Source organism: Flavobacterium collinsii (genome assembly GCF_946903285.1).
Classification (GTDB): domain Bacteria; phylum Bacteroidota; class Bacteroidia; order Flavobacteriales; family Flavobacteriaceae; genus Flavobacterium; species Flavobacterium collinsii.
Genome location: NZ_OX336425.1, coordinates 1613471 through 1632783, shown reverse-complemented (window position 1 = coordinate 1632783; position 19313 = coordinate 1613471). Strand labels below are relative to the sequence as shown.

Here is a 19313-nt window from a genome sequence, read left to right as displayed (position 1 = left end):
ATTCTTAAAGAATAATTAAATTTACCTTAATATTTCATTAATATTTTATCGCGTAAAAGTTAAAATTTTCAGCACTCACTTCTTTAAAATCGCAAAAAAAGAACAAAAAAAAGCCCGATCGCAATGCAATCGGGCCTTCAAAAATTCAGTTAACCGGATTAAATATCCAATTCTGAAATGGTGTTTTTTATTTCTTCCATAATGATTCTAATGTCATTTTCGGTGGTACGCCAATTGACAAAAGAAGCTCTGATTCCTTTACGGTTTTGGTAAACCGTTGGTGTCATAAATACTTTTCCGGTATCATTTAAATGCGTCAAAAATTTACTTACATGTTCCTGATTGTCCTCTCCTCTTAGCGTAAAACAAACATTATTCAGTCGGATTGGGGCCAACAGTTCGAAGTTCTCATCTTCGATAAGGGCGTTTGCAAAATGCAGTGCCAATGCCGTACTTTTCTCTATGATGTCTTTAAATCCTTCTTTTCCGTAAGCCAGTAAAGAGAACCAAACCGGTAATGCTCTTAATCGGCGTGAATTTTCGGGCAATACGTTCAGGTAGTTAAAATTCTCTAACGGGTTTCCTAAATAAGGGGCATTAGAATTCTGAAACGTTTCGATTTGCAGTCCAATATGCTCTTTTTTAATTAAATAAAAAGCGCTTTCATAAGGTACGTTTAACCATTTATGGCAATCAATTGTGATACTGTCTGCTCCATCCCATCCTTCCACAAGATGTCTGAATTTTTCAGAAACCGCAGCAAATCCACCAAAAGCAGCATCAATATGCCACCAGAAATTGTATTTTTCTCTAAGTTTGGCAATAGCCACAAAATCATCAAAATCGGCTGTATTCACTGTTCCCGCGCTCGAAATCAGGATAAATGGCTCTCCATTTAAACTTTCTATATTCTTCTGCAGGTCGTCGATATCAATAGCTTCTCTATTACCTTCTGCGGTTTTAAGCACCGTATAATTGTTACTTCCAATCCCCAGCATCGATAATGTTTTTATGGATGAAGAATGAGGTGTCGCAGTTAAGATATTTATAGGCTCCGAAATTCCATTTTTAGCAAAGTCTTTCCCCAACTGCGCTCCCAGCCATTGTCTTGCCACACCCAAACAGGTAAAATTTGACATTGTCGCTCCTGTAACAAATCCTCCTAAAAATGATTCCGGCAGCTCCAACAACTGTCGCAATAAATGGATAGTCTCGAACTCGATTAAAGCCGAAGTCCCTCCCTGGCCTTTTACCGCCTGCGTATTCTGATCATAGACTGTCGACAGCCAATCTCCCACAATAGCCGCCGGTGTAGATCCTCCGGTTACAAAACCTAAATATCTTGGACCCGGTGAAGCTACCATCAAGGGTGCCAGTCTTTGATTAAACTCTTCTAAAGCTGCTAAGGATCCTAAACCTGTCTCGTTTAGTTTTCGGGTTGGATCAATTGTTTTCTTACTGGAAGTGGAAATGTTTTCAAGATTGTCCAAAAACGCTATTCCGTACTGTTTTGTTTTCTCCAGGATGTTTTCAAGATCATTGAGATCATTTTGAAGTATTGAATTCATTGTAAACTACTTTTTTACGCCTAGCTGTAAAACTTCCCTGCTGCTAAAAATTGCCACACGGATTTTACAGGTTAAGCAGATTAACGCTGATTTTAGTATTTAAGTTAATTCGTTGGGTATAATTTATTTTAACACATAGCAACATAGATTTTTCCAGCCGAAAAAAGACGTTTCACTTTTAATAAAACAGAGAAACGGCATGAAAAAAATATGTTTCTTCTAAACATTCTTTTCACATCTTACATTTCACATCTCGCATTTCACATCCTAAAATCGATGCTCCTATATGTCAAGTCCTTTTTTTGTTATGAAGAAAGCCCGCTACCACTTCGTTTTTTCGGAAAACCTCGAGACGACCATCGAACAAATGAGATCGCCATTGACATTTAGCAAAGTCGCTATCGGGTCGACCAGAGTTCCTAAAATCATGGCAACTGGAAGGGCTTGTTCCATTGGCAGTCCGTAAACTGTGATGGCCAGAACTTCTCCGATATAACCTCCATTTGGAATTCCTCCTTCTACAATTGAAACAATTACGGTAATTCCAAGCGCTAAAAGTATGGTCGAAGGTGCCGTAAAATCTTTTCCAAACATGGCAAAAAGGACGGTTATTTTAAGGATAGAAGACATACTTGAACCGTCTTTATGCAAAGGCGCTCCAAGCGGAATGACCAAATTGCGAACGTGCTTAGGAATGTTCATCTTCTCAGCGGCTTCCAGATTCGCAGGAATGGTGGCAATACTGCTGCAGGTTCCAACCGCCGTTAAAGCCGGCGTAATGTTATTGCTCCAAAATACCACAAAAGCTCTTTTCCCTCCGGCCACTAAGGCGTACAAACTAAAAAACACAAAGAAATAGAAGATGCAGGCCGCATAATAAACACCCAAAGGCTTGGCATAAACGCCAAACAATTGCGGGCCAAAAACTCCAACCTGATAGGCAAAATAAGCCCCCAAACCAATTGGAGCCAATTTCATAATGAGGTTCAAAAGCTGCTTCATGACTTCGTTACCTGAATCCAGAAAACTTCTGAAAGCGCTACCTTTTTCTCCGGATTGCAGACTCGCAAAACCAATTAAAAAAGAAAAAATAATAAGCGCCAGCATACTTTTTCGGGACAGCAATTCAAAGAAATCATTTACGGTAACCAGCTGTGCTATTTGCTCACCAATGCTTCCTGATTGGATGTTTTCTATCGGGACTTTAGATATTATAATATTCTGATGAATTGGAAAAAGATATACTGCCAAAATCATTACGATTGCCGAAATTAAAACGGTGCTTAAAAAAACCAAAACCATGATTACAAACAATTTACCCAATTTCTCTGTTCTTTCCAAACTGGCAATTGAAGACGCAATTGTAAAGAAAATTAAGGGAATGATTGCTGTAAAAAGCAAGTTCAGAAAAATGTCTCCAAGCGGTTTTATGACCTCCACTTTCTCTTCGAAAACTAATCCCAAAATACTTCCGAGTAGAATTCCTCCCAGAAGCAATAAAATACTGCTGTAACTTTTTAGAAAATTGATCTTTTTAACCTGCATAATTTTAACGGATTACATTCAGAAATAGCAACATAAAATAAAGTCAATTAAATTACTCAAAAAAGGAGTACTAAAATTAACTGTACAATTTTTTAATTCCAAGGAGCCAAATTACTCCCGAATCTATAAAAATATTTTAAAAAAAAAACGGTGATGAAGATCAGGAGATCAACGTTTTCCTAATACCAAAGTTGTAAAAGCTCTGTCTACCCATTCGCCCAGTTTACTTTTTACACTTTCAGTCAGCGTTTCTTTATGCACGACTTGGAAAGCTGTTTTCTCAATCAAACTTTCCGCTTTTTCAGTACTGTAAAGATTGAATTCGAACTGAGTAAAAGGAAGCTGTTTCATAAAACTTTCTTCAGCAAAGGTGATGCAAAAAGTACCCTCCGGTTTTAAAACTCTGTAAATTTCTGAGAGTAACTTCTCCGGTTCCTGCCAAAAGTAAATGGTGTTTACCGTGAATATTTTATCAAAAGAGGCTTCTTCAAATGGAATATCGGTTCCGTTATAAAGAGAAAAGTGAGCCTGTTTTTTAGCTACAAAAGCGACATTAATTTGTTGTGCTTCCTGACACATTAACTCCGACATTTCAAGTCCGTAGTAAGTCAGATCCTGAGCTTGCTCTAGTACATACTCTAAATGTCCGGCATTTCCGTGGCCTAATTCTAAAATTGTATTTCCCGATATTACGTGCAGATTTTGAACGGAATGGCGCGTCATATTGATGTTGATTTCATGCATCATATTCGCCATTTCTATTCCTTTTTCTCCTGTAGGATGCTTTAGCTGAGAGGCTATTGCCTGTAATTCTTCTTTTTTCATCGTCTTTAAAATAAATTCAAAATTAATCCTAAAAAGTAATTATCGGTAAAATTTTGTCTTTTCAACCGAAGGGAGACTCGAGTGATTGTGATTTCTCCCTTTGGTCGAAACGATAAACTTTATGCTGAAACTCTTAAAAAATCTGCCTTGCAATCTGGCGGATATTCTCTGATTTCCCCATAGAATAATAATGCAATACAGGAACTCCTGCCGCTTTTAACTCTAATGATTGTTGAATGGCCCACTCGATTCCGACTTGCTTGATTTCGGCATTATTTTTACATTTATCCACAGCATCAATTAAATCCTCAGGAAGGTCGATTCTAAAAACCTGAGGCAAAATCTGTAAATGTCTTTGAACCGCAATTGGCTTAATCCCTGGAATAATTGGAATTGTGATGCCAATTTCTCTTGCCTTTTCAACAAAAGTAAAGTATTTCGCATTGTCAAAAAACATTTGTGTCACAACATAATCGGCTCCTGCATCTACTTTTTCTTTCAATCTTTTTAAATCAGATTGTAAAGAAGGGGATTCTAAATGTTTCTCCGGATAACCCGCAACACCAATACAAAAATCAGCCTTATTATCAGCATCCATCACTTCATGCAGATATTTTCCGCGATTTAAGTCGTTGATTTGACGAACCAGATCAATCGCAAACCTATTTCCTCCGGCTTTTGGCACAAAAGACTGTTCGTCTTTCATGGCGTCACCACGAAGTGCCATTACGTTATTGATTCCTAAATACTGACAGTCTACCAGCATGTATTCGGTTTCTTCCTGTGTAAAACCGCCACAAAGCAAATGCGGCACGGTATCTACATTATATTTATGTTTGATAGAAGCACAAATTCCAAGTGTTCCCGGACGCATACGCGTTAATTTTTTATCTAAAAGCCCGTTGCCTTTATCAATATAGATATACTCTTCGCGCGAAGTGGTTACATCGATAAATGGAGGTTTAAATTCCATCAAAGGATCGATGTTGTCATATAATTCCTGAATGCTTTTTCCCTTTTGAGGTGGAATAAGTTCAAACGAGAATAATGTATTTCCTTTCGCGTTTTCTATATGTTCTGTTACTTTCATTCTTTATAGTTGATAGTTTTTGGTTGATGGTTGATAGTTTATTTTGCAGGTGAAAATAACAACCGTCAACTATATTAATTTTTTATAATAGTTAATAAACCCATTCAATAGTTTTTTACATGTTTGAATCTGTTCAAAAGCAATATTGAAATTATTTTTATCTATGTAATTTTGATCAAGTGCTAAATAATATTGTGTTTCCAACTCATATAATGATCCTCTTGAAATATGAAGAAAATGTATTGTATCTTTAGATGTCTGACGTCCACAACCTTCAGCAATATTTGAAGGTATTGAAATCGCAGCTCTTCTCATTTGATTTGTCAATCCAAATAATTCTTCTTTTGGAAACAGTTTAGAAGAATCATATAACAAATTCACCAATTTCCTAGCTTCCAACCAAACTTCCAATTCACTGTATTCCATTTTAGTTTTTCGTTAATAATTGTTGGTTGATGGCACTTTGAGTTAAAATCTATCAACCAAAAACCAACAACCATCAACCAAATTAATCCGCTATATTAGGGTTCAACCATTTCATTGCATAGTCGGTTGAAACACTGCGTCGTTTGGCATAGTCAACTACCTGATCCTCTTTTATTTTCCCCAGTCCGAAATATTTACTTTCCGGATTTCCAAAATAGTATCCTGAAACGGATGAAGCCGGCCACATCGCCATGCTTTCGGTTAATGTTACGCCTATTTCTTTTTCTACATTTAAAAGTTTCCAGATTGTTGGTTTCTCCAAATGGTCAGGACATGCCGGATAACCCGGAGCTGGACGGATTCCTTTGTACTCTTCAGAAATCATTTCTTCGTTAGTTAAGCTCTCATCTGATGAATATCCCCAAATTTCTTTACGTATTTTTTCATGAAGATATTCAGCGAAAGCCTCGGCAAAACGATCCGCTAATGCTTTTACCATAATCGAATTGTAATCGTCCAGGTCCTTCTCAAATTCAGCTGCCCATTCATCAACACCAAAACCAGTTGTTACGCAGAATGCTCCCATATAATCAACTTTCCCACTTTCTTTTGGAGCGATAAAATCGGCTAATGCAATATTGGGCGCCCCTTTTGTTTTTTGCGATTGCTGGCGTAAAGTCAAAAATGTCTGTAACGGTTTTCCGTTTTCATCTGTCAATTCAATATCATCATCATTGATCTGATTGGCTGGAAAGATTCCGTAAATACCTTTCGCAGATAGTTTTTTCTCTTCCAAAATTACTTTCAGCATTGCCTGTGCATCTTCAAAAACAGAAGTCGCTTCTTTCCCTACAACCTCATCTGTTAAAATTGCAGGGTATTTACCAAACAATTCCCAGGTTCTGAAAAACGGTGTCCAGTCGATATACGGAACCAAAACATCCAACTCGACTTCAACAATCTGCTCTCCAATGATATTTGGCTTCACCGGATTGAAATTTTCCCAATCCAATTGTAATTTGTTTTTACGAGCGTCTTCAATGCTTAAGAAATTCTTATCTCTCGAACGATTCAAAAATGTTTCTCTAAAAGAATCATACTCTGCACGAATATCGCTTGCATATATTTTACGATTATGATCTAATAAATTTCCTGCAACAGTAACGGCTCTCGAAGCATCGTTTACGTGAATTACAGTTTCTCTATATTGAGGCGCAATTTTCACGGCTGTATGCGCGCGCGAAGTGGTTGCTCCACCAATCATAATCGGAATTTTAATTCCTTGTTTGTCTAGTTCTTTGGCCAGATACACCATTTCGTCAAGCGAAGGCGTAATCAATCCGCTTAATCCAATAATATCTACATTGTGTTCTATAGCAGCTGCAATAATTTTTTCCGGAGGCACCATAACGCCAAGATCTACAATCTCGTAATTGTTACAGGCCAAAACCACCGAAACAATGTTTTTACCAATGTCGTGAACATCTCCTTTTACAGTAGCCATCAGGATTTTTCCGTTTCCTTGTTTGTCTCCGGCCTGTTTACTGGCTTCAATGTAAGGCAATAAATACGCTACGGCTTTTTTCATTACACGTGCCGATTTTACTACCTGTGGAAGGAACATTTTTCCGCTTCCGAACAAATCTCCTACGACATTCATTCCGGTCATCAAATTGATTTCGATAACTTCAATTGGTTTTGTAGCCGCCAAACGTGCTTCTTCTACATCTTCTTCAATAAAAGCATCCACTCCTTTTACCAGTGAGTGTGTAATACGTTCCTGAACCGTACCTAAACGCCATTCCTGAACCGCTTTTTCATCTGATTTTACTTCTCCTTTTACATTCTCTGCAAAATCTAAAAGTCGTTCGGTTGCATCGTCACGTCTGTCCAGAATTACGTCCTCAACATGTTCCAGTAAATCTTTTGGAATATCATCGTAAATCGAAAGCATTTCCGGATTCACGATTCCCATAGTCATTCCGTTCTTGATGGCATGGTACAAAAATACCGAGTGCATCGCTTCACGAACGGTGTCATTTCCTCTGAAAGAAAACGAAACGTTACTTACTCCCCCACTAATATGTGCATGTGGTAAGTTATCACGAACCCATTTTGTTCCCCTGAAGAAATCCAGAGCATTCAAACGGTGTTCTTCCATTCCGGTTGCAACCGGGAAAATATTCAAATCAAAAATGATATCCTGTGGAGGAAAATCAACTTTGTTTACCAAAATATCATACGAACGCTGACAAATTTCAACTCTTCGCTCATAATTATCAGCCTGACCCACTTCGTCAAAAGCCATGATTATAGCTGCCGCTCCGTAGCGCTTGATTAATTTAGCATGATGAATAAAGGCTTCTTCTCCTTCTTTTAACGAAATCGAGTTTACAACGCTTTTCCCCTGTACTACTTTAAGACCCGCCTCTATGATTTCCCATTTCGAACTGTCGATCATAATAGGTACTCTCGAAATGTCCGGTTCTGATGCAATTAAATTCAAAAATTTAGTCATTGCCTGAACTCCATCAAGCATTCCTTCATCCATATTAATATCGATGATTTGTGCTCCTCCTTCTACCTGTTGTCTTGCAATATCAAGTGCCTCATCATATTTCTCTTCCTTGATTAAGCGAAGGAATTTTCTGGAACCGGTAACGTTTGTACGTTCTCCAACGTTAACAAAAACACTGGTAGGTGTAATAATTAACGGTTCTAATCCTGATAATACAAGGTCTCTTCTATTTTCTGTCATTTTCTTTAAGTTACTGAGATCCTAAGATGCTTAGAGTCTAAGTTTTTTATTCTATTTTCTTTTTGCAAGGTTTTTTAAAACCTTGTAGGTATATTCGTTTACCGATATGTTGTTCCTATCGGAACATTTATTTCCATTTTGGCTCTTCTACATATTGTATGTTACAACTGCAACACATATAATGTTTCGTATCTATGGAACTCTTACTTATCACTCATTTTTTTCAACGGAATAAATTCCGTTGCTACAAAATATATCGTTCCTACGGAACTTTTTAAGAGTCTTAGGCTCGGGCTATTTTGCAGGGATGGATTTTAATCCATTCCCGAAATCAATAAAATTATATTACGTAAGAACAGGTGCCACTCTAGGCTTATAATCCTTCGCCACCTCAGCAATTAATCGAATATGATCCGGAGTTGTTCCACAACAACCACCAATAATATTGATTAAATTATCGTCTAAATATTCTTTGATTAAGGCTTGCGTCTGTTCCGGGGTTTCGTCGTATTGCCCGAAAGCATTTGGCAAACCTGCATTTGGATGTGCCGAAACATTAAACTGTGTATGTTGCGATAATGTTTTCAAATACGGTTTCAACAAATCGGCTCCTAATGCACAATTGAAACCTACGCTTAATAACGGAATATGAGATACAGAAATCAGGAATGCCTCCACCGTTTGCCCTGAAAGTGTTCTTCCAGAAGCATCCGTGATGGTTCCCGAAACCATGATTGGAATATCCAGATTGCGCTCTTCTTTTACTTCTTCAATCGCAAAAAGTGCCGCTTTGGCATTTAAGGTGTCGAAAATCGTTTCTACTAATAATAGATCACATCCACCATCCATTAAGGCTTCTGCCTGTTGTTTGTAGGCAATTCGCAAATCATCAAATGTTACAGCTCTGTATCCAGGATCATTTACATCCGGTGACATACTTGCCGTTCTGTTTGTTGGTCCGATTGAACCAGCAACAAAACGTGGTTTGTCCGGATTTTTAGCCGTAAATTCATCTGCTACTTCACGGGCAATTTTCGCCGATTCGTAGTTCAGTTCATAAACCAAATCTTCCAGGAAATAGTCGGCCATACCGATCGTAGTTCCTGAAAAAGTATTGGTTTCTACAATGTCTGCACCTGCTTCATAATAAGCAGCGTGAACATCGCGGATTGCTTGTGGTTGTGTTATGGATAGTAAATCGTTGTTTCCTTTTAAGGGATGAGGGAAATCTTTGAAACGCTCTCCTCTAAAATCTTCTTCAGAGAAATTATAGCGTTGCAGCATCGTTCCCATCGCCCCGTCAAGAATTAGGATATTTTTTTTTATTGCTTCCTGAATTGTTATTGCCATTACTTTTTATCTTTTAGCTACTAAGACGCTAAGGCGCTAAGATGCTAAGTTTTTTACTTACTTGATCATACCTGACAGGTTTTTGAAACCTGTTAGGACACGTTATTTTGATTCACATTAATTCCAAAAATTCACTATTGATGGCTCTTTAGCCCCGATTGAAGTGGAAATCCTTTTGTCCGCCGCGGCGGATAAAAGATTGCAACGAAAAGCGGGAACGATTGACGGCAAAAATGCGCCAATAATTCGCTCATGATACTGAATTCAGTAAAATAATATTGTAAGGTTGTCAGGAAAAGTTTGAGAAATACGAGTAATGTATTTGTGTTATCTATCTTAAATACAATGAATTTGTATTAAGTAGAATGTAGCACCTTCTTTATGATAAAGGGTTGCTAAGGTTTCATTGGGTCTTTCCCTCCGCCTTTCGTGATAACTTTCAATAATTTTAAGAACAGTGCAAAGTAAAGACATAAGCTTAACAATTGCAAGTTTTTTTTAAGTTTCTGAGGGGCTAAGGTCCTTTTTAAGGCGCTGAGAGACTAAAACTCTAAGATACTGAGTTTCTAAGTTTAAGTTTGGGCTATTGTTTTTCAAATATAGCCCACGGTTTCAACCGTGGGACACGATGGTGATAAATTGTTTTTATATCAATGCGTTGTGTTCATGCATTGTGTTCCAGTGGTTGAAACCACTGGCTATGTTTTTGTATATTTTAAAAAAATAAAGCCCAAACTAAAAGTTTGAGCTTTCTCTATATAAAATCTTAGCACCTTAGTATCTTAGAGCCTCAGCCCCTCAAAACTAAACTATCGCTTTAACAACTGCTTTTGGAGCTTCTTTACGAGTTCCGTCGAAACCATCTACTCCAGAAACTGTTGTATATTTTAAAACATATTTTTTACCTGGATTGATAATTTGGTATGCGGCCTGGCACATTAAAGTTGCTTCGTGGAATCCACAAAGAATCAGTTTTAATTTTCCAGGATAAGTATTTACGTCTCCAATGGCAAAGATTCCTGGAATATTGGTTTGATAATCTAATGCATTATTTACTTTAATAGCATTTTTCTCGATTTCTAATCCCCAATCTCCGATTGGTCCTAACTTTGGCGTTAGCCCGAAAAGCGGAATAAAATAGTCTGTTTCGATTTTACGGTGTGCCCCGTTTTCTTCGATATCTAATGATTCAATATGCTCAGCACCATTGATTCCGATTACTTCTGCCGGTGTAATTAATTTAATTTTTCCAGCAGTTTTTAGTTCTTGTACTTTTTCTACAGAATCTAAAGCTCCTCTGAATTCGTTTCTACGGTGAATCAAAGTAACTTCTGAAGCTACATTCGCCAAAAAGATACTCCAGTCTAATGCTGAATCTCCTCCTCCGGCGATTACCACTCTTTTGTCTCTGAATTTCTCCGGATTTTTGATGAAGTATTTTACTCCTTTATCTTCATAAAACTCAATATCTTCGATAAGTGGCTTACGTGGTTCAAAACTTCCCAAACCTCCGGCGATAGCAATAACCGGTGCGTGAAATTTAGTCCCTTTATTCGAGGTTACAATAAAACTTCCGTCTTCTTGTTTGTCAATCGTTTCTGCACGCTCTCCTAAAGTAAAACCAGGTTCAAATTGTTTGATTTGCTCTTGCAATCCATCAATTAAATCTCCAGCTAATACTTCCGGGAATCCAGGAATATCATAAATAGGCTTTTTTGGATACAATTCTGAAAGTTGACCTCCTGCTTGTGGTAAAGCATCTAAAATATGACATTTTAATTTTAATAATCCTGCCTCGAAAACGGCAAATAAACCTGTTGGGCCTGCTCCAATTATAAGTATATCTGTTTTAATCATTATGTTGTTGTTTATAATCATTCTTAATAATGCAAAGGAACGAATAATTTATTCTATTTTCAATGATTTTTGTCATTGATTTCTTTGCGGAATTTTTTACTCTTTATTTTTTAATGAAGCGGTTATTTCGTTCATTTTTTTAACCTTCTCTTCAAAATTACCTTTTAATGTCTTTCGATATTCATTAAGGTTTTCGACCATTTTATTGATATCCTCGGGAATTACCTCTTCAAAAAACTCACGAAGTCTTTTGGCTGTTGTTGGCGATTTTCCGTTGGTCGAAATGGCAATTTTCACATTGCCTTTGGTTACAATTCCTCCCAAATAATAATCACACAAATCCGGTGTATCGGCTATATTACAAATCAAATAACGCTTTCGGGATAATTCGTATACCTTTTTATTGACTTTTAAATCATCGGTACAGGCAATTACCATATGGCGTTTTTTGAGCATTTTCTTTTTGAACTTCGATTTTGTCAATGTAATCGAAGAATGTTTCTCGGCCAAAACCTTTATTTCTAAATGAAAATTTGGCGCTACTACCTCAACATTTGCATTAGGGCTCGACTTTAACAAAAAAGAGAGCTTCTCTAATCCTACATTTCCTCCGCCAACAATCAGAACATTTAGATTGTGAAGTTTTAGGAATACGGGATATAATTCGTTTTGTTCCATTTTAATTTTTATTACCGATATAAAGTTCGTTCAGAACAATTTATCATGCAAACATCGGATTAAAACCTGAAGCTACAAAATTGGTTGTACCTGATGAAACAATTATTAACGAATCATTTCATTTGAGAGGAACTCTTCATAAAACCCTTTAAGCTTATTGCTTTCGCGAACAACCTCTCCAAGAACGATAATTGCTGGTGAGCTTAGTTTCTTCTCCTTTACAATTTCTAAAATCGAATCTACCGTTCCTACACCTACTTTTTCATCGGCCAACGTTCCGTTTTGAATAATCGCTACGGGTAAATTTCCTTTGCTTTCTTTCTGAAATAAATCAATAATCTGAGGCAATTTGTGCATTCCCATCAAAATTACGACTGTTGCTGATGATTGTGCAGCCAAAGCAACATCCGTCGACAATTTCCTGTCAGAAGTTGTACCTGTTATGGCCCAAAAACTTTCGGAAACTCCTCTTTTAGTGATCGATATTCCCTGACTCGCCGGAACTGCCACTACCGAAGATATTCCGGGAACTACAAATGTCTCTATTCCAAAACTTTCTATAAATTCAATTTCTTCACTTCCGCGTCCAAAAATAAACGGGTCACCACCTTTTAAACGCACTACATTTCCGTACGTTAATGCATTATCAACAATCAATTGATTGATCTGATCCTGCGTGTAAGCATGATTCCCTATTTTTTTTCCCACAAAAATTCGAATCGCATTTTTGGGAGCGTGTGCTAATATTTCTTCATTAGCCAATGCATCGTACAAAACCACATTCGCTTCAGCAAGTGCTTTTACGGCTTTGAGCGTAAGCAAATCCGGATCGCCGGGACCCGCACCAACTAAAGTTACTTTTGGTTTGATATTAAGCATTTTCTAATTCTTGAGCTCTATATTTTTCTATCGTATCAAAAAATGCAATTCCTTCCTGAATGTATTGTTTTGCAAAAGCTTCTGAGGGTTGTATTGCATTGATTTGATACACTAATTCTCTAAATGATGTTGCCAGTTCAATTTTACCGGCTGCAATGAAAACGGTATCAAATAAATCAACGATTCCTGCATGATTGTTTGTTTTTTCGTTTTCAGAAAGCAGCAACGCTTTTGCGCCGTTTACAAATCCGGCGTATGCATGGTAAATAGCATCCGACCATTTATTTTCGTCAAAAGATTCCTGAGCAAAAGTCAGTTTATCTTTGGCTTCCAACAATAAAGTCGCCACCAAATCAATCACTACTCCGGCACATTCTCCAACTCCAACAGCTTTTACGTAATTGTCAGCATTACCCCAATCTACAAAATCAGCTTCGGTTAAGTTCGTTACGTCTGATAAAGGCTTTAAAATTTCATAGAAATATTTCTCACCTTTTTCATCATAGTAATTCAAAAATTTTTGTCCGTTTGCATTCGCATTAAAATCATTTAAAATGGTACGCAAAGCATCCGGTCCTCTTCGGCTTGGAATTTTGATTACTTTATCGGCAAAACGTCCTGCTCCATTTCCTAATCTTCCTCCGCCTAATAAAACCTGTAAAGCCGGAGCTACCAGTTTCCCTGAATTGATTGACATTCCCTGAAATCCAATCGCTGACATATTGTGCTGTCCGCAAGCATTCATACAACCACTAATTTTAATTTCAATTTCGCGGTTGTTTAAATACTGAGGATATTCAGCACTTAATACTTTCTCTAATTCTTCTGCAATTCCGGTACTACTTGCAATCCCCAAATTGCAAGTATCTGTACCCGGACATGCTGTAATATCTGCCGTTGAATTATATCCCAGATGAACAAAATTCAACTTAGCTAATTCCTGATAGAAGAAAGGTAAGTTCTCTTCTTTCACATGACGTATTACAATATTTTGACGCAATGAAAAACGAAGTTCATTTGCAGCGTAGTTTTTAATTAAATCAGCTAATAATCTGGCTTTATCGGTGTAAAAATCTCCTAATAAAACTTTGATTCCTATAGCATAATAACCTGCCTGTTTCTGAGCGATTACATTTGATTTTTTCCAGGCTTCATAAGCTTCCGTATCTTCAATTGTAACTTGCGGAACTTCCAATAAAGGTTCCGGAATTGGTCCGTCAAAAGCAGTTGTATCAATTTCGTAGGTTTCAAAAGCGATTGCTTTTTTCTCTTTTTCAACCAAATCAAGGAAAACATCTCTTCCCATTTCTTTGATTAAAAATTTCATACGGGCTTTCATTCTTTTTGCACGCTCACCGTATCTGTCAAAAATACGAATAATGCCTTCTGCCGTTGGAATAATCTGATTCGCCGGTACAAACTCTGAAAGCAATTCGGCATGGGCTGGCTGAGAACCTAATCCTCCACCAAACATAATTTTGAAACCACGCTCGCCATTAACAATTTTTGGAATAAATCCTAAATCATGCAAATAACTCAAAGCAGTATCTTCGTCTGAAGAAGAGAACGAAATTTTGAACTTACGCCCCATTTCCTGACAGATTGGGTTTCTTAACAGATATTGAAAAAGTCCGTGTGCATAAGGCGAAATGTCAAACGGTTCGTTTACATCTACACCTGCTAATTCGCTTCCGGTAATGTTTCTAACGGTATTACCGCAAGCTTCACGTAAAGTAACATCGTCTTTAGCCAAATTTGCCCAAAGCTCGGGAGTTCTGTCCAGACTTACATAGTGAATCTGAATGTCCTGACGCGTCGTAATATGCAAACGTCCTGTAGAATATTCATCAGAAACTTTTGTAATACGGATCAATTGTTCGCTTGTTACTTTACCATAAGGCAATTTAATACGAATCATTTGAACACCTTCCTGACGCTGCCCGTAAATTCCACGCGCTAAACGAAGACTACGAAAACGTTCATCATCAATTTTTCCTCCACGGAACAAATGAATCTTTTTTTCTAAATCGATAATCTCTTTCTGAACTACCGGATTTTCTATTTCTGTTCTAAAACTTTCCATTTTTTTTCGCTTTAGGCTTTAAGCTGTAGGCTATAAGCTTTTTAAACTTTGTGTTTTTTTAATGCTGTAGGCCTCTTCCATACCTTTTTATACGTTTTTTGCTAAAAGCTTACAGCCTACAGCTTATTGCTTACAGCGGTAAAATTGCTTATAGCAGGTTTACCTGATGAATCCTACTCCTGCCGTTGTATTTGTTGCAGTATCAATTAAGATAAATGCGCCGTTTGATTTATTATCGTTATAGGCATCAAAATATAAAGGCTTGCTTAATTTGATGTTTACTTCTCCAATTTCGTTGATGGCTAATTGTGAAGCTTCTTTTGTTCCGGAATAATCCGTTGAGATGGTATTTTTGATACTTTCTACTTTTGCCAAAACCGAATTGGTGTTGTGCTGAACGATATATTTTGTCCCCGGAACCAGTTTTTTACTGTCCATCCAGCATACCGTTGTAGTGATTTCTTTTTCAATTTTTGGAAGTTCTGACGATTTTACAATCATATCACCTCTTGTCACATTGATATCATTTTCTAGTTCGATTGTGATCGAAGAGCCTGCAACGGCTTCATCAAATTGTTTGTCGAAAAAGTGAATTTTTGAAACTTTTGACTCTGTCAATGAAGGCAGTACTGTTACAGCGTCTCCTACTTTTATAGAGTTTCCGTATAATTTTCCGGCATAACCTCTAAAATCATGGTATTCTTCTGTTTTTGGACGAATTACGGTCTGAACCGGAAAACGTGCTTTTCCTGCTTCAAAAACATCTGAAGAATGTAATCCTTCTAAATGCTCCAACACCGTTTGTCCATCGTACCACTTCATGTTTTCTGATTTGTCCACAACATTCCCTCCGTTGATGGCACTAAGCGGAATGTAACTTACGTTTTGTTCTTTGAAAGTACTCTTAGCATTTAAAGCCTGGAAATCAGCTTTGATTTTATTGAAAACTTCCTCTGAATAATCCACTAAATCCATTTTGTTGATCGCAACAATTACCTCTTTTACTCTCAATAAATTATTGATGAAAAAATGACGGTATGTTTGCTCGATTACTCCTTTTCTGGCATCAATTAAGATGATCGACACTTGAGAAGTCGAAGCTCCTGTTACCATGTTTCTGGTATATTCTACGTGCCCCGGAGTATCGGCAATAATGTAACTTTTCTTTGCAGTCGAGAAATAAATGTGCGCCACATCAATTGTGATTCCTTGTTCTCTCTCCGCCACTAATCCGTCAGTTGCCAGTGAAAAATCAAGATAATCGTATCCTTTTTGCTTGCTGCTTTTCTCGATCGCTTCGATTTTATCTGTAGTCAATGATTTTGTGTCATACAATAATCTTCCAATCAAAGTACTTTTTCCATCATCTACACTTCCTGCTGTTGCTATTTTTAAAACTTCCATCTTATATATTGTTTCAGGTTTAAAGTTTCAGGTTTCATGTTCTCTCGAAACTTATAAATCTGTATGTTTTTTGTTTTCTTGATTCTACTTTTTAATTATCAATTAAAAATATCCCTGTTGTTTTCTCTTTTCCATTGCAGCTTCAGAACGTTTGTCATCAATTCTTGCCCCTCTTTCTGAAATTGTAGAAGTTCTGATTTCTCCAACTACTTCCTCAATCGTTGCTGCATAAGATTCAACAGCTGCTGTACAGCTCATATCTCCAACGGTTCTGAAGCGAACAATTCTTTCTTCGATTTGTTCGTCTTCTTCCTGGTACACAAAAGGAGAATGTGACCAGATCAAACCGTCTCTCAAAAAAACTTTTCTTTTATGTGAGAAATAAATAGATGGAATTTCGATATGTTCTTTCTCGATATAACTCCATACATCTAATTCTGTCCAATTTGAAATTGGGAAAACACGAACGTTTTGACCATTCTCTATTTTTCCGTTCAAAATGTCAAATAATTCCGGACGTTGGTTTTTTTCATCCCATTGACCAAAATCGTCACGAACTGAAAAAATACGCTCTTTTGCTCTTGCCTTCTCTTCATCACGACGCGCTCCACCAATACAGGCATCAAACTTAAATTCTTCAATTGCATCTAAAAGTGTGATGGTCTGTAAACTATTTCTACTGGAATATTTACCCGTTTCTTCAACCACTTTTCCTTCATCAATAGCATCCTGAACATTACGTACGATTAATTCCAATCCTAATTCTTCTACCAATTTGTCTCTGAAAGCAATAGTCTCCGGAAAATTATGTCCGGTATCTACATGCAAAAGAGGAAACGGGATTTTGGCAGGGAAAAATGCTTTTTGTGCCAAACGCACTAATGTTATCGAATCTTTTCCTCCAGAAAAAAGCAAAACCGGTTTATCAAACTGTGAAATTACTTCTCTGAAAATGTATATTGCTTCGCTCTCTAAAGCGTTTGTTTTTAATACTGAACTCATTGTTTTTTTGTTTCAAGTTTAAAGTTTCAGGTTGTTGTTTATTGTGAGTTTCCTAAAACTTTCTACTATTATTCTTTACTCTATACTCTTGTTTCTATCCTCTCTAATCTTTCTTAGCACCATGCAAACCACATTCTTTATGACTTGATTCCCACCACCATCTTCCGGCTCTGATGTCTTCCCCTGGAAAAATTGCTCTCGTACAGGGTGCGCATCCGATGCTTACAAACCCCTGCTTGTGTAAAGCATTTTGAGGAACATTGTTTTCTGATAAATAAACCTCAACCTCTTCTAAAGTCCATTTTAGTAATGGATTGAACTTTATAATCTCAAAGCCTCCATCGTACTCAAACAATTGCAAATCGTTTCTATTCTCGGATTGCTCTGCTCTTAAACCTGTAATCCAAACAGAATTTCCTGCTAAAGCTTTTCGTAGCGGAACTACTTTTCGAATGAAACAGCATTCTTTTCTGTTCTCAACTGAATCATAAAAGCTGTTTGGACCTTTATGTTTTAGTAAATTCTCTACTGCTGATGCTTCTGGAAAATAAACCTCGATCGGCTTTTTGTACTTTTTTAATGTTTTATGAAAAACATCATACGTTTCCTGAAACAACCTTCCGGTATCTAATGTAAAAATGGTTATATCCTGATTACTTTTTGCAATAAAATCAGTGATAACCTGATCTTCCTGTCCAAAAGATGTAGAAAAAATCACTTTTCCGGGATATTCACCCGCTAAGAAAACTAAGGTTTCATCCAGTGAAAAGTCTTTCGTTTTATCTAATAATGATTGTATAATAGTCGCACTCATATTCTCTTTCTTTCCTTCTAAAAAATATTACAATAATTTAGATAATGTTTTTAAACTCAATAGTATTATTAAAATCCCAACTGCAATCATCATTGGCTTTCTTCTGATTTTATTTAAAAGATAAGCTCCTAATGGCGCTGCGATTACACCTCCCAAAATCAAACCTATAATAACCTGCCAACCGTGAATTCCTCCAAAAAGCATGAAAGTTATACCACTTGCGAATGAAATTGCAAATTCAGCTGCATTTACGGAACCTATAGTATATCTTGGGTTTCTTCCTCTTCCTAATAATGTTGAAGTCACAATCGGCCCCCAGCCTCCGCCTCCAACTGAATCCATAAAACCTCCAAAAATGGCCAGAAATCCTAATTTTTTAGTTTTCTTTTTAATGATCTTTTTAACTAAAGCTTTTCTAATAATTATAATAGCCAGAACAATCATATAAACTGCAATAAAAGGCTTTATAATATCACCATTAATAACATCCGCCAATAAATAAGCTCCCATTATTGAACCTAAAACTCCCGGAATCAATAAATGTTTGACCAGTTTTTTATTGATATTTCCAAATCGGTGATGAGAAAGTGCCGATGCTCCCGTAGTAAACATTTCAGACACGTGAACCGCAGTACTGCTAATCACTGGCGGAACTCCGTACGCTAATAAAAAGGATGTAGAAGTTGCTCCATAACCCATTCCTAAAGTCCCGTCAACCAATTGTGCAAAAACTCCAATGGCAAAAAACACTAAAAACTCCTGATTGAAACCATCAATAAACGCATTCCATGAAAATTCAGCATGGTGATTGTAAATCAACGTTGTCAACAAACCTATCAGCAAAATGGCCGGTACTAAAACCCACAATCTTTCTTTTATTGCGGCATCAGACTTAACTTCTACGGTATTTATTTTTAGCTCTTTTTCCATTCTAATGGTTTGTTTTATTTTAAAAATCTATTACCCTATCGGCTTAGTAGATTGAATGGCAAAATTACTACTTATTTCTAAATATCAAAACAATATTTAATATT

Annotated in this window: 15 protein-coding genes and 1 riboswitch; all 15 genes read right to left on the bottom strand. The window is 36.9% G+C overall.

Going from position 1 to position 19313, the window contains the following annotated elements; genetic code table 11:
- Positions 1–158: 158 nt before the first annotated feature.
- Positions 159–1568 carry a pyridoxal phosphate-dependent decarboxylase family protein gene (locus tag OGZ34_RS07310; protein ID WP_263362608.1) on the bottom strand — a complete coding sequence of 470 codons (1410 nt, stop codon included), beginning with the start codon at positions 1566–1568 and terminating at the stop codon, positions 159–161.
- Between the two features lie 321 nt (positions 1569–1889).
- Positions 1890–3113, bottom strand: coding sequence for a dicarboxylate/amino acid:cation symporter (locus OGZ34_RS07305; protein ID WP_263362607.1), 1224 nt, complete (start codon positions 3111–3113; stop codon positions 1890–1892).
- Between the two features lie 168 nt (positions 3114–3281).
- Positions 3282–3938: a class I SAM-dependent methyltransferase gene (locus OGZ34_RS07300; RefSeq protein WP_173966516.1), complete on the bottom strand. Its 657-nt coding sequence runs from the start codon at positions 3936–3938 to the stop codon at positions 3282–3284.
- 133 nt (positions 3939–4071) lie between these two features.
- Positions 4072–5028, bottom strand: coding sequence for a methylenetetrahydrofolate reductase [NAD(P)H] (gene metF, locus OGZ34_RS07295; protein ID WP_263362606.1), 957 nt, complete (start codon positions 5026–5028; stop codon positions 4072–4074).
- Positions 5029–5097: 69 nt separating this feature from the next.
- The gene (locus tag OGZ34_RS07290; RefSeq protein ID WP_173966518.1) at positions 5098–5454 is read right to left on the bottom strand and encodes a four helix bundle protein; all 357 of its coding nucleotides are present in this window, start codon (positions 5452–5454) and stop codon (positions 5098–5100) included.
- 82 nt (positions 5455–5536) lie between these two features.
- Positions 5537–8212 carry a methionine synthase gene (gene metH, locus OGZ34_RS07285; RefSeq protein WP_263362605.1) on the bottom strand — a complete coding sequence of 892 codons (2676 nt, stop codon included), beginning with the start codon at positions 8210–8212 and terminating at the stop codon, positions 5537–5539.
- 345 nt (positions 8213–8557) lie between these two features.
- Positions 8558–9562: a homocysteine S-methyltransferase family protein gene (locus tag OGZ34_RS07280; protein WP_173966520.1), complete on the bottom strand. Its 1005-nt coding sequence runs from the start codon at positions 9560–9562 to the stop codon at positions 8558–8560.
- A gap of 324 nt (positions 9563–9886) precedes the next feature.
- Positions 9887–10001, bottom strand: a riboswitch (SAM riboswitch).
- Between the two features lie 365 nt (positions 10002–10366).
- Positions 10367–11419, bottom strand: coding sequence for an NAD(P)/FAD-dependent oxidoreductase (locus OGZ34_RS07275; RefSeq protein WP_263362604.1), 1053 nt, complete (start codon positions 11417–11419; stop codon positions 10367–10369).
- 96 nt (positions 11420–11515) lie between these two features.
- Positions 11516–12097, bottom strand: a complete 582-nt coding sequence (locus OGZ34_RS07270; protein WP_263362603.1) for a precorrin-2 dehydrogenase/sirohydrochlorin ferrochelatase family protein — start codon at positions 12095–12097, stop codon at positions 11516–11518.
- A 105-nt stretch (positions 12098–12202) separates the two neighbouring features.
- Entirely contained in the window at positions 12203–12976 is a 774-nt protein-coding gene (gene cobA / locus OGZ34_RS07265; RefSeq protein ID WP_263362602.1) for a uroporphyrinogen-III C-methyltransferase, read from the bottom strand.
- Positions 12969–15059, bottom strand: a complete 2091-nt coding sequence (locus OGZ34_RS07260; protein WP_263362601.1) for a nitrite reductase — start codon at positions 15057–15059, stop codon at positions 12969–12971. The genes cobA and OGZ34_RS07260 overlap by 8 nt, the downstream gene beginning before the upstream one ends.
- A gap of 159 nt (positions 15060–15218) precedes the next feature.
- Positions 15219–16463 carry a sulfate adenylyltransferase subunit 1 gene (locus tag OGZ34_RS07255; protein WP_173966525.1) on the bottom strand — a complete coding sequence of 415 codons (1245 nt, stop codon included), beginning with the start codon at positions 16461–16463 and terminating at the stop codon, positions 15219–15221.
- A gap of 102 nt (positions 16464–16565) precedes the next feature.
- On the bottom strand, positions 16566–17465 hold the full coding sequence (gene cysD / locus OGZ34_RS07250) for a sulfate adenylyltransferase subunit CysD (protein ID WP_263362600.1): 900 nt from the start codon (positions 17463–17465) through the stop codon (positions 16566–16568).
- 103 nt (positions 17466–17568) lie between these two features.
- Positions 17569–18279, bottom strand: coding sequence for a phosphoadenylyl-sulfate reductase (locus OGZ34_RS07245; protein ID WP_263362599.1), 711 nt, complete (start codon positions 18277–18279; stop codon positions 17569–17571).
- Between the two features lie 27 nt (positions 18280–18306).
- A complete protein-coding gene (locus OGZ34_RS07240; protein WP_263362598.1) occupies positions 18307–19209 on the bottom strand; it encodes a sulfite exporter TauE/SafE family protein in 903 nt (300 codons plus the stop codon).
- Between the last annotated feature and the right edge of the window lie 104 nt (positions 19210–19313).

Bases quoted from the DNA above. Each gene is read 5' to 3' on its own strand.
- metH (WP_263362605.1), bottom strand. From the start codon at position 8,212: ATGACAGAAAATAGAAGAGACCTTGTATTATCAGGATTAGAACCGTTA.
- OGZ34_RS07260 (WP_263362601.1), bottom strand. From the start codon at position 15,059: ATGGAAAGTTTTAGAACAGAAATAGAAAATCCGGTAGTTCAGAAAGAG.
- OGZ34_RS07270 (WP_263362603.1), bottom strand. From the start codon at position 12,097: ATGGAACAAAACGAATTATATCCCGTATTCCTAAAACTTCACAATCTA.
- cobA (WP_263362602.1), bottom strand. From the start codon at position 12,976: ATGCTTAATATCAAACCAAAAGTAACTTTAGTTGGTGCGGGTCCCGGC.
- OGZ34_RS07300 (WP_173966516.1), bottom strand. From the start codon at position 3,938: ATGAAAAAAGAAGAATTACAGGCAATAGCCTCTCAGCTAAAGCATCCT.
- OGZ34_RS07275 (WP_263362604.1), bottom strand. From the start codon at position 11,419: ATGATTAAAACAGATATACTTATAATTGGAGCAGGCCCAACAGGTTTA.
- cysD (WP_263362600.1), bottom strand. From the start codon at position 17,465: ATGAGTTCAGTATTAAAAACAAACGCTTTAGAGAGCGAAGCAATATAC.
- OGZ34_RS07310 (WP_263362608.1), bottom strand. From the start codon at position 1,568: ATGAATTCAATACTTCAAAATGATCTCAATGATCTTGAAAACATCCTG.
- metF (WP_263362606.1), bottom strand. From the start codon at position 5,028: ATGAAAGTAACAGAACATATAGAAAACGCGAAAGGAAATACATTATTC.
- OGZ34_RS07280 (WP_173966520.1), bottom strand. From the start codon at position 9,562: ATGGCAATAACAATTCAGGAAGCAATAAAAAAAAATATCCTAATTCTT.
- OGZ34_RS07305 (WP_263362607.1), bottom strand. From the start codon at position 3,113: ATGCAGGTTAAAAAGATCAATTTTCTAAAAAGTTACAGCAGTATTTTA.
- OGZ34_RS07240 (WP_263362598.1), bottom strand. From the start codon at position 19,209: ATGGAAAAAGAGCTAAAAATAAATACCGTAGAAGTTAAGTCTGATGCC.
- OGZ34_RS07245 (WP_263362599.1), bottom strand. From the start codon at position 18,279: ATGAGTGCGACTATTATACAATCATTATTAGATAAAACGAAAGACTTT.
- OGZ34_RS07255 (WP_173966525.1), bottom strand. From the start codon at position 16,463: ATGGAAGTTTTAAAAATAGCAACAGCAGGAAGTGTAGATGATGGAAAA.
- OGZ34_RS07290 (WP_173966518.1), bottom strand. From the start codon at position 5,454: ATGGAATACAGTGAATTGGAAGTTTGGTTGGAAGCTAGGAAATTGGTG.